The organism is Brucella anthropi, from assembly GCF_046630315.1.
GTDB lineage: Bacteria > Pseudomonadota > Alphaproteobacteria > Rhizobiales > Rhizobiaceae > Brucella > Brucella anthropi_A.
Map to the genome: position 1 here is coordinate 118,396 of NZ_LQBD01000005.1, position 11,198 is coordinate 129,593.

Below are 11,198 nucleotides of genomic sequence, written 5' to 3' on the forward strand. Positions count from 1 at the left end.
CTTTGATTAAAAGAACGTCTTGGCCGCGGCTTCTGCAAGTCCGCCAATCGGACCGGCAAGGAAGACGTAGAAGAGCACGAAGGCACCCGTCACACCAAGCACGAGGCGAAGCTCGCCCGCGACCGGAACGAAACCGCCCGTCGGCTCATCGAACCACATGATCTTGATCATGCGCAGATAGTAGAACGCGCCTACGACCGAAGCCACGATGCCGATGATGGCAAGCGGATAGAGGCCCACTTCCACGGCGGCAAGGAAGGTATACCACTTGCCGAAGAAGCCTGCGAGCGGCGGAATGCCTGCGAGCGAGAACAGGAAGATGGTCATGATCGTTGCCAGCACCGGATTGGTGCGGGACAGACCGGCCAGATCCTCGATGTTCTCGACATTGCCGTCCTTGGTGCGCATGGCCAGGATGAAGGCAAAGGTGCCGAGCGTCATGGCAAGGTAGATCGCCATATAGATCATCACGCCCTTCACGCCGATCACCGTTCCGGCGGCCAGACCAACGAGCGCATAGCCCATGTGGCTGATCGAGGAATAGGCCATCAGGCGCTTGATGTTGCGCTGGCCGATGGCGGCAAAGGCACCGAGGACCATCGAGGCAAGCGCGATGAAGATCACGACCTGCTGCCAGTCATGGGTGACGGGCGCAAAGGCTTCCGAGACGACGCGGATGATGAGCGCCATGGCGGCCATCTTCGGCGCGGCGGCAAAGAAGGCCGTTACCGGGGTCGGCGCGCCTTCATAGACGTCCGGCGTCCACATATGGAACGGAACGGCGGAAATCTTGAATGCCAGGCCGGCCAGAATGAATACCAGACCGAAGACCAGGCCGAGTTCACGCTGGCCGCCCGAAACGGCCTGTGCGATTTCGGCAAAGCCGATATGGCCGGTGTAACCATAGACGAGCGAAATGCCGTAGAGCAGCATGCCCGAGGACAGCGAGCCAAGAACGAAATATTTCAGGCCGGCTTCCGTCGAGCGGACGCTGTCGCGGTTGAACGCCGCCAGAACATAAAGCGCCAGCGATTGCAGTTCGAGGCCGAGATAGAGCGACAGCATGTTGGATGCCGAAACCATCAGCAGCATGCCGAGCGTGGAAATCACGATCAGGACCGGGAATTCGAACTTGTCGAATTTTTCCGCCTTGGCGAAGCCGACCGACATCACCAATGTCACGATGGAGCCGATCAGCGTCAGCACCTTCATGAAGCGGCTGAAACCGTCCGTGACGATGGCGCCGCCGAATGCGGTGCCGTTCGTCGGGAAAAGGACCACCAGTGCCAGCGCCGCAATAAGCACCGCGACGGATAATCCGTTGACGAGCGTGGTCGCCCGTTGGCCGGAGAACACGCCAATCATGAGCAGTGCCAAGGCGCCCACAGCAAGGAGAACCTCCGGTGCTGCCAGGGTCAGATGAGCTATGAGATCAGTCTGCATGACCTACGCCTTTATTTCTTACTGTGCCGGCACGGCACTCGCGGTGCCCGCGAGTGCTGCGTCGTAATGTTGGACCAGGGCGTTCACGGCACCGGCGGTCACGTTGAAGACCGGGGTCGGATACACACCGAAGAAGATGGTGAGCGCCACAAGCGGATAGAGAATGAGCTTCTCACGCGGGCTGAGGTCAAGGAGCGCCTTCAGGCTTTCCTTGGTCAGCGCGCCGAAGATCACCTGACGGTAGAGCCAGAGCGCATAGGCCGCCGAAAGAATGACGCCCGTGGTTGCAAACAGCGCCACCCAGGTATTGACCCGGAACACGCCGAACAGCGTCAGGAATTCACCGATGAAGCCCGAAGTACCCGGCAGGCCGACATTCGCCATCGTGAAGATGAGGAAGGCCACCGCATATTTCGGCATGTTGTTCACCAGACCGCCAAACGCCGCGATCTCACGGGTATGCATGCGGTCATAGATCACGCCGACGCAGAGGAAGAGCGCGCCCGACACGATGCCGTGCGACAGCATCTGGAAGATCGCGCCCTGGATGCCCTGCTCATTGGCTGCGAAGATACCCATGGTCACATAGGCCATGTGGGCAACCGACGAATAGGCGATCAGCTTCTTCATGTCTTCCTGCACCATCGCGACGAGCGAGGTGTAGATGATCGCGATCACCGACAATGCGAAGATGAACGGCGCGAAATCAGCCGAAGCCAGCGGGAACATCGGCAGCGAGAAGCGGAGGAAACCGTAGCCGCCGAGCTTGAGCAGGATACCGGCCAGAATGACCGAGCCCGCCGTCGGTGCTTCCACGTGCGCATCCGGCAACCAGGTATGGACCGGCCACATCGGCATCTTCACCGCGAAGGATGCGAAGAAGGCAAGCCATAGCCATGTCTGCATCCCCGCCGGGAAGTCATGCTTCAGCAGTTCGACGATATTCATCGTGCCGGCCTGCCAGTACATGGCCATGATGGCGATGAGCATCAGCACCGAACCCAGAAGCGTATAGAGGAAGAACTTCAGGCTCGCATAGACGCGGCGCTTGCCGCCCCACACGCCGATGATGATGAACATCGGGATCAGGCTTGCCTCGAAGAACACGTAGAACAGGAACAGGTCGAGCGCGCAGAACACGCCGATCATCAGCGTTTCCAGAATGAGGAACGCGATCATATATTCCTTGACGCGCTTTTCCACCGACACCCAGCTTGCCAGAATGCAGAAGGGCATGAGGAAAGCCGACAGCACCACGAACAGGACGGAAATACCGTCCACGCCCATGTGGTAGCTGATGCCGCCGCCCATCCAGTCGACCTGCTCGACCATCTGGAAGCCGGGGTTCGAATTGTCGAACCCTGCCCAGACGACGAGCGACAGGATGAAGACGAATATCGTCGTCAGAAGCGCGACGTTGCGGATATTGCGACGCGAAGCCTCGCTGTCATCCTTGATCAGAAGGATCAGTAACGCGCCGACGAGCGGCAGAAACGTGACCGTTGAGAGAATTGGCCAGTCGGTCATCAGAAAGAGCTCCCGAGCATCATCCAAGTGACGAGCGCGGCGACGCCGATCAGCATCGCGAATGCGTAGTGATAAAGATATCCGGACTGCATCTTGACGACGCGGTTGGTGACATCGAGCACGCGGGCCGAGATGCCATCCGGGCCGAAGCCGTCAATAAGCCAGCCGTCGCCACCCTTCCAGAACAGGCGGCCAAGCCAGCGGGCCGGACGCACGAAGAGGAAGTCGTACAGTTCGTCGAAATACCACTTGTTGAGCAGGAACTGGTACAGGCCACGGTGACGGGCCGCCAGCGCCTTCGGCATTTCCGGCGAACGGATATAGAAAATCCAGGCGACGATGAAGCCGAGCACCATCGCAATGAAGGGCGACAGCTTAACCCACAGAGGAACATGGTGGTATTCCTCAAGGATCTGGTTGGTGTTTGCCGTGAACAGCGACCCTTTCCAGAACTCGACATAGTCGTGGCCGAAGAACAGATCCTTGAACACAACGCCTGCAAGAATGGCGCCGATCCCGAGGATCAGAAGCGGCACGAGCATGACGGGCGGGGATTCATGGACATGGTGCATGACTTCCGTCGAAGCGCGCGGCTTGCCGAAGAAGGTCATGAAGATCAGGCGCCAGGAATAGAAGCTCGTGAAGAGCGCGGCGACGATGAGCAGCGTCGAAGCGTAGCCGCTGGCAGCACTGTGCGAAGCGAAGACGGATTCGATGATCGCATCCTTGGAGAAGAAGCCCGCAGTGCCGATGACGGTGCCCGGAATGCCGAGGCCGGTGATCGCAACCGTGCCGATGACCATCATCCAGTAGGTGACGGGGATCAGCTTGCGCAGGCCGCCCATGCGGCGCATGTCCTGCTCTTCCGAAACGGCATGGATGACCGAACCGGCGCAAAGGAACAGAAGCGCCTTGAAGAAGGCATGCGTGAACAGGTGGAACACGGCGGCGCCGTAAGCGCCGACACCGAGTGCCGCGAACATATAGCCAAGCTGCGAACAAGTCGAATAGGCGATGACGCGCTTGATGTCGTTCTGCACGAGGGCGACGGTTGCCGCGAAGAAGGCGGTTGTCGCGCCGATGATGGTCACGACCAGAAGAGCGGTCTGCGACAGTTCGAAGATCGGCGACATGCGGGCCACCATGAACACGCCCGCGGTCACCATGGTGGCGGCGTGAATGAGGGCCGAAACAGGCGTCGGGCCTTCCATCGCGTCGGGAAGCCAGGTGTGCAGCAGGAACTGCGCCGACTTGCCCATCGCGCCCATGAAGAGCAGCAGGCAGGTGATGGTGATCGCGCCCTGCTTGTCGAGCTGATAGCCCAGGAAATTCAAAACGACCTGATTGGCATCGGCAGCGCCTTCAGCCGGCAGATAATGGGCGGCAGCGGCGAAGATCGTGTTGTAGTCGACCGACTGGAACAGCGCGAACACGCCAAAGATGCCGAGCAGGAAGCCGAAGTCGCCGACGCGGTTGACGACGAAGGCCTTCATGGCGGCGGCATTGGCCGAAGGCTTCTGGAACCAGAAACCGATCAGGAGATACGAAGCCAGACCCACGCCTTCCCAGCCGAAGAACATCTGGACCAGATTGTCCGATGTGACCAGCATCAGCATGGCGAAGGTGAACAGCGACAGATAGGCGAAGAAGCGCGGACGGTGCGGATCGTGGTGCATATATCCAATCGAATAGATATGCACGAGGGCCGACACCGAGTTCACCACGACCAGCATGACGCCGGTGAGCGTATCGACGCGCAGCGCCCAGTCGAAGGTCAGCGCGCCCGACGTCACCCAATGGAGGACCGGGATGCGGATGGTTTCCGCGTCAGGCCCTAGCGGAATCCGGAAGAACACGACCCAGGACAGGATCGCGACGATGACCATGAAGCCGGAAGTGATGTATTCGCTCGCCTTGGCTCCGATCTGATTGCCGAAAAGACCGGCAATCAGGAAGCCCAGAAGCGGAAGGAAGACGATCGCGTAGTAGAGCATTTGCCCGTCAACCTTTCATAACATTGACGTCTTCCACCGCGATGGAGCCGCGATTACGGAAGAAAACAACGAGGATTGCCAGACCGATGGCCGCTTCGGCAGCCGCGACGGTCAGTACGAAAAGGGCGAAGACCTGCCCGACCATGTCGCCGAGCTGGCTGGAGAACGCCACGAAGTTGAGATTGACCGAAAGAAGGATCAATTCGATCGACATCAGGATGACGATGACATTCTTGCGGTTCAAAAAGATGCCGAAGACGCCAAGCGTGAACAGGATGGCCGAAACGGTGAGATAGTGGGCGATACCGATTTCCATATGCTTATCCTCAGATGCCTTTGCCCGTTTCGACCTTTTTGATCTCGATCGCCGTTTCGGGCGTGCGAGCAACCTGGGCCGGGATGGACTGGCGCTTGACATTCGGCTTGTGCCGCAGCGTCAGAACGATGGCGCCGATCATCGCCACCAGAAGGACGAGACCTGCGACCTGGAAGTAGAAGACGTAGTCGGTGTAGAGAATGTCGCCAAGCGCAGCGGTATTGGTCCGCGTGGCAACATCGGGGATCGGCACGGCGCCCTGCCCCAGCTTCGGCGCAAACATGTTGCTTGCGAAAACGAAGATCAGCTCGCCGAGCAGGATGAGGCCGACCAGAGCGCCGACGGGTGCATATTGCAATGCGCCGCGCTTCAGTTCGGCAAAGTCCACATCCAGCATCATGACGACGAAGAGGAAGAGAACCGCCACCGCGCCGACATAAACGACGAGCAGGATCATGGCGAGGAACTCGGCCCCCGTCAGCAGGAACAAAGCTGCCGCATTGAAGAATGTGAGGATCAGAAACAGCACCGAATGCACGGGGTTGCGTGCCGCGATCACCATGAACGCGGATGCGATCATGATGAAGGCGAACAGATAGAAAAACGCTGCCGCAATACCTGTCAGCATGGGGTTCCCCCAACACCTTTCCGTGAGCAAAGCCCTATTGCTTCGCCCGCTTTATTCAAATTCATGTTCAAGTATCGGATTAAAAAGGCTTTTCCAATCCAATGCCTAAACCCTTTATCGCATCGTCCCGTGCAAAACCGCTTCGCGCTTCTGCCGGACATGCTCAAACCAATCAGCGATATGGCGCATCCATCGCGATATTGCGCGCGATTTCGCGTTCCCAGCGGTCGCCATTGGCAAGGAGCTTGTCCTTGTCATAGTAGAGTTCCTCGCGGGTTTCGGTCGCGAATTCGAAATTCGGACCTTCCACGATGGCGTCCACCGGGCATGCTTCCTGGCAGAAACCGCAATAGATGCACTTCACCATGTCGATGTCGTAGCGCACCGTGCGGCGGGTGCCGTCATTGCGGCGCGGACCGGCCTCGATGGTGATGGCCTGCGCCGGGCAGATCGCCTCGCAAAGCTTGCAGGCGATGCAGCGTTCCTCACCGTTCGGATAACGGCGCAGCGCATGTTCGCCGCGAAAGCGCGGCGAGACAGGGCCCTTTTCATGCGGGTAGTTCAGCGTCGCCTTGGGCGCGAAGAACTGGCGCATGGAAAGAAAGAACGCGCCGACGAATTCCTTGAGCAGGAGCGATTTGGCTGCTTGAGCAAATGTTGCCATGGGTTTTACTCCTTACGCCAGACCGAAGACTTTGAGGAAGGTCGCGGTTGCGACAACCATGAAGAGCGAGATCGGCAGGAACACTTTCCAGCCAAGGCGCATCAGCTGGTCGTAGCGGTAACGCGGAACGAAAGCCTTCACCATTGCGAAGAGGAAGAAGCAGAAGCAGAGCTTCAGCATGAACCAGATAATGCCCGGAACCCAGCTGAGGAACCACACATCCACCGGAGGCAGCCAGCCGCCGAGGAAGAGCACCGTCATCAGGGCGCACATCAGCGTGATCGCCACATATTCGCCGAGGAAGAACAGAAGGAACGGCGTGGACGAATATTCGATCATGTGACCGGCCACGAGTTCGGATTCGGCTTCCACAAGGTCGAATGGCGGGCGGTTCGTTTCGGCAAGCGCCGAAATGAAGAAGATCACGAACATCGGGAACAGGCAGAGCCAGTTCCAGTCGAGGAACGAAGCCGGCAGGCCAAGCATGGTGCCAAGGCCGGTATTCTGCGACAGCACGATGTCGGTCAGGTTGAGCGAGCCGACCGTCAGGAGAACCGTGACGATCACGAAACCGATGGAAACTTCATACGAAACCATCTGCGCGGCGGAACGAAGCGCGCCGAGGAACGGATATTTCGAGTTCGATGCCCAGCCGCCCATGATCACGCCGTAAACTTCGAGCGAAGAAATGGCGAAGATATAGAGAATGCCGACATTGATATTGGCGATGGCCCAGCCTTCATTGACCGGGATGACCGCCCAGGTCGCCATTGCCAGAACGGCGGAAATGAAAGGCGCAAGGAGGAAGACACCCTTGTTTGCGCCAGACGGGATGATCGGTTCCTTGAAGACGAACTTCAACAAGTCGGCAAAAGCCTGGAACAGACCCCAGGGACCGACGACGTTCGGGCCGCGACGAAGCTGCACCGCCGCCCAGATCTTGCGATCCGCGTAAAGCAGGTAAGCGACGACGATCAGCAATACGACGAGCAGAACGACCGACTTCAGCGCTATGATAAGCGCGGGCAAGACGTAAGCTGCAAAAATTCCTTCCATTGTTCCGTCTCTCTCTCGCTTACTCAGCTGCCTGTTGGAAGCCGCCGGCCGCGAGCGCCGAGCATTCGGCCATGACGGCGGAAGCGCGCGCGATTGGGTTCGTCAGGTAGAAGTCCTTGACCGGGGAAACGAACGCAGCGCCGTTGCCCGGATTGGATGCTTTCGCCGCCAGCGCGACGAGATCGTCGGCCGAAGCGGGCGTGATGGTGTCGATGGCCAGCATATGCGGATAGTCCGCATAGAGCCTGGCGCGAAGCTGCTGCAACGAATCGAACGGCAGGCGCTTGCCAAGGCTGTCGGAAAGAGCGCGCAGGATTGCCCAGTCTTCCTTCGCCTCGCCCGGTGCGAAACCGGCGCGGCTGCCAAGCTGCACGCGACCTTCGGTGTTGAGCCAGGTGCCTGACTTTTCCGTATAGGCCGCGCCGGGCAGGATCACGTCGGCGGCATGTGCGCCGGCATCGCCATGCGTGCCGATATAGACGACGAAGCTCGATCCCTTTCCGGTCATGTCGAGTTCGTCCGCGCCGAGCAGGAACACGATGTCGAGATTGCCCAGCATGTCGCCAGCCGCCTTGCCGCCCTCGCCCGGCACGAAGCCGAGGTCCAGAGCGCCAACGCGCGAAGCGGCGGTGTGCAGAACGGAGAAGCCATTCCACCCATCCTTGATCGCGCCGACTGCCTCCGCGAGCTTGGCGGCGGTCGACAGAACCGCGCGGCCGTTTTCGCCGGTCAGCGCGCCCTGGCCGATGATGATCAGCGGACGCTCAGCCTTGGCCAGCACGTCGCGGAAGGCGTTGGTGCCAGCAGCGACGGATGCCAGTGTGTCGGCACCTGCGCCCAGATATTCGTAATCGTAACGCAGTTCGGCCTGTTCACCGATCAGGGCGACCGGGAAATGGCCCATGCGCTGACGCTTGCGGATGCGGGCGTTGAGGACCGCGGCCTCGATGCGCGGATTGGAACCGATGATGAGCAGAGCATCAGCGTTTTCAATGCCTTCGATCGTGGAATTGAAGAGATAGGTTGCGCGGCCCAGTGCCGGATCGAGCGCTGCGCCATCCTGGCGGCTGTCGATATGGACGGAGCCCAGCGAAGCCATCAGGCCCTTCAGCGCATAGATTTCCTCAACCGAAGCCAGATCACCGGCAACAGCGCCGATCTTGTCGGCGGAGGTTGCGGAAACCTTGGCGGCAATGGCGGCAAAGGCTTCCGGCCAGCTTGCGGCAACCAGACGGCCATCCTTGCGCACATAGGGGCGGTCGAGGCGCTGGGTGCGCAGGCCATCCCAGATGAAGCGGGTCTTGTCGGAAATCCACTCTTCGTTCACCGCTTCATTGACGCGCGGCATGATGCGCATCACTTCGCGGCCACGGGTGTCGACACGGATGTTCGAGCCGACCGCATCCATCACGTCGATGGTTTCGGTCTTGTTCAGTTCCCACGGGCGGGCCTGGAACGCATAAGGACGCGAGGTCAGTGCGCCGACCGGGCAAAGATCGATCACATTGCCCTGCAATTCCGAGGTCATGGCGCGTTCGAGATAGGTGGTGATCTCGGCGTCCTCACCGCGGCCGATGAGGCCGAGTTCGGAAATGCCAGCCACTTCCGTCGTGAAGCGGACGCAGCGCGTGCAGTGGATGCAGCGCGTCATCACCGTCTTGACGAGCGGGCCGATATATTTGTTTTCGACCGCACGCTTGTTCTCGCGATAGCGCGAACCGTCCGTGCCGAAAGCCATTGCCTGATCCTGCAGATCGCACTCGCCGCCCTGATCGCAGATCGGGCAATCCAGCGGGTGGTTGATGAGCAGGAATTCCATCACGCCTTCGCGGGCCTTCTTGACCATCGGCGTGTTGGTGAAGATTTCCGGCGCCTCGCCATTCGGGCCGGGACGCAGATCGCGCACGCCCATGGCGCAGGATGCCGCCGGCTTCGGCGGTCCGCCCTTCACTTCAACCAGGCACATACGGCAGTTTCCGGCGATGGAAAGCCGTTCGTGGAAACAGAAACGCGGGACTTCCGCACCCGCGGCTTCGGCAGCCTGAAGGAGCGTATAGTGATCGGGTACTTCGATCTCTGTGCCGTCAACCTTGATCTTTGCCATCGCTTATCCAAACCTGCGGCTTAGGCCGCATCTTCCAGATCTCAAACTCTTGCGCCTGCCCTTGTATCGGCATGGCCTTTTCCGAAAACCACCAGGCACTTTTCGGGGCCATGCCCTGCCGGGCAGGCTCACACAACCTATTCAGCCGCTTCCAGACGGATATTGCGGCTTTGAACGGCGTTGCGGGTATAATCGTCAATGCGCTTTTCAATTTCCGGACGGAAATTGCGGATCAGGCCCTGGATCGGCCATGCAGCCGCATCACCAAGCGCGCAGATCGTGTGACCTTCAATCTGCTTGGTGACATCGAACAGCATGTCGATCTCGCGCTTCTGCGCATTGCCCTTGACCATGCGTTCCATCACGCGCCACATCCAGCCGGTGCCTTCGCGGCATGGCGTGCACTGGCCGCAGCTCTCATGCTTGAAGAAGGCGGACAAGCGCGCAATCGCCTTGATGATGTCGGTGGACTTGTCCATGACGATCAGGCCGCCGGTGCCGAACGACGATTTCTTGTCGCGCATGCCGTCAAAGTCCATGATGGCGTCCATCATGTCCTCGCCCTTGATGACCGGGCACGACGCGCCGCCGGGAATGACCGCCAGCAGATTGTCGAAACCGCCGCGAATGCCGCCAGCGTGCTTTTCGATCAGTTCGCGGAACGGAATGCCAAGGCCTTCCTCCACGACGCAGGGCGTGTTCACGTGGCCCGAAATCTGGAACAGCTTGGTGCCGACATTGTTCGGGCGTCCGATGGACGAGAACCAGGCCGCGCCGCGACGCAGGATCGTCGGCGCAACGGCAATCGATTCCACATTGTTCACCGTCGTCGGGCAGCCATAAAGGCCCATATTGGCCGGGAATGGCGGCTTGAGGCGCGGCTGGCCCTTCTTGCCTTCAAGGCTTTCGAGCAGCGCCGTTTCCTCGCCGCAGATATAAGCGCCGGCGCCGTGGGAGACGAGAACATCCATATCCCAGCCGCACTTGTTATTCTTGCCGAGCAGGCCCGCTTCATAGCATTCGTCGATAGCGGCCTGAAGGGCTTCGCGCTCGCGCATGAATTCGCCGCGAATGTAAATATAGGCGGTGTGTGCGCCCATGGCGCAACCGGCGATCACGCAGCCTTCGATCAGCGTGTGCGGATCGTGGCGCAGGATTTCGCGGTCCTTGCAGGTGCCGGGTTCGGATTCGTCGGCGTTGACAACCAGATAATGCGGGCGGCCGTCGCTCTGCTTGGGCATGAACGACCATTTGAGGCCCGTCGGGAAGCCGGCGCCGCCGCGGCCGCGCAGGCCCGACGCCTTCATCTCCTCGATGATCCAGTCACGGCCCTTTTCGATGAAGCCCTTGGTGTTGTCCCATTGGCCGCGCGCCATGGCACCCTTCAGGGACTTGTCCTTGAAGCCGTAGATATTGGTGAAGATGCGATCTTTATCAGCCAGCATGTCTCACCTGTTTCCGTTCGT

The 11,198-nt window shown here is 59.8% G+C and carries 9 protein-coding genes; all 9 read right to left on the reverse strand.

Annotated features, from left to right (window positions below):
• Positions 1-6: 6 nt before the first annotated feature.
• The 9 genes from nuoN to nuoF all read right to left on the reverse strand — a co-directional run bounded on the left by nuoN (position 7) and on the right by nuoF (position 11,177).
• Positions 7-1,443 carry an NADH-quinone oxidoreductase subunit NuoN gene (gene nuoN / locus AVM02_RS03830; RefSeq protein WP_411505697.1) on the reverse strand — a complete coding sequence of 479 codons (1,437 nt, stop codon included), beginning with the start codon at positions 1,441-1,443 and terminating at the stop codon, positions 7-9.
• Between the two features lie 18 nt (positions 1,444-1,461).
• A complete protein-coding gene (locus AVM02_RS03835; RefSeq protein WP_411505698.1) occupies positions 1,462-2,970 on the reverse strand; it encodes an NADH-quinone oxidoreductase subunit M in 1,509 nt (502 codons plus the stop codon).
• Positions 2,970-4,964 carry an NADH-quinone oxidoreductase subunit L gene (gene nuoL, locus AVM02_RS03840; protein WP_411505699.1) on the reverse strand — a complete coding sequence of 665 codons (1,995 nt, stop codon included), beginning with the start codon at positions 4,962-4,964 and terminating at the stop codon, positions 2,970-2,972. Before nuoL ends, AVM02_RS03835 begins: the two co-directional genes overlap by 1 nt.
• A 7-nt stretch (positions 4,965-4,971) precedes the next feature.
• Positions 4,972-5,280: an NADH-quinone oxidoreductase subunit NuoK gene (nuoK, locus tag AVM02_RS03845; RefSeq protein WP_006466598.1), complete on the reverse strand. Its 309-nt coding sequence runs from the start codon at positions 5,278-5,280 to the stop codon at positions 4,972-4,974.
• Positions 5,281-5,290: 10 nt separating this feature from the next.
• Positions 5,291-5,908: an NADH-quinone oxidoreductase subunit J gene (locus AVM02_RS03850; RefSeq protein WP_411505700.1), complete on the reverse strand. Its 618-nt coding sequence runs from the start codon at positions 5,906-5,908 to the stop codon at positions 5,291-5,293.
• A 172-nt stretch (positions 5,909-6,080) separates the two neighbouring features.
• On the reverse strand, positions 6,081-6,572 hold the full coding sequence (nuoI, locus tag AVM02_RS03855; protein ID WP_140019677.1) for an NADH-quinone oxidoreductase subunit NuoI: 492 nt from the start codon (positions 6,570-6,572) through the stop codon (positions 6,081-6,083).
• A gap of 12 nt (positions 6,573-6,584) precedes the next feature.
• Positions 6,585-7,628 carry an NADH-quinone oxidoreductase subunit NuoH gene (gene nuoH / locus AVM02_RS03860; protein ID WP_411505701.1) on the reverse strand — a complete coding sequence of 348 codons (1,044 nt, stop codon included), beginning with the start codon at positions 7,626-7,628 and terminating at the stop codon, positions 6,585-6,587.
• A gap of 19 nt (positions 7,629-7,647) precedes the next feature.
• Entirely contained in the window at positions 7,648-9,732 is a 2,085-nt protein-coding gene (nuoG, locus tag AVM02_RS03865) for an NADH-quinone oxidoreductase subunit NuoG (protein ID WP_411505702.1), read from the reverse strand.
• Between the two features lie 137 nt (positions 9,733-9,869).
• Positions 9,870-11,177: an NADH-quinone oxidoreductase subunit NuoF gene (gene nuoF / locus AVM02_RS03870; protein WP_411505703.1), complete on the reverse strand. Its 1,308-nt coding sequence runs from the start codon at positions 11,175-11,177 to the stop codon at positions 9,870-9,872.
• Positions 11,178-11,198 lie beyond the last annotated feature (21 nt).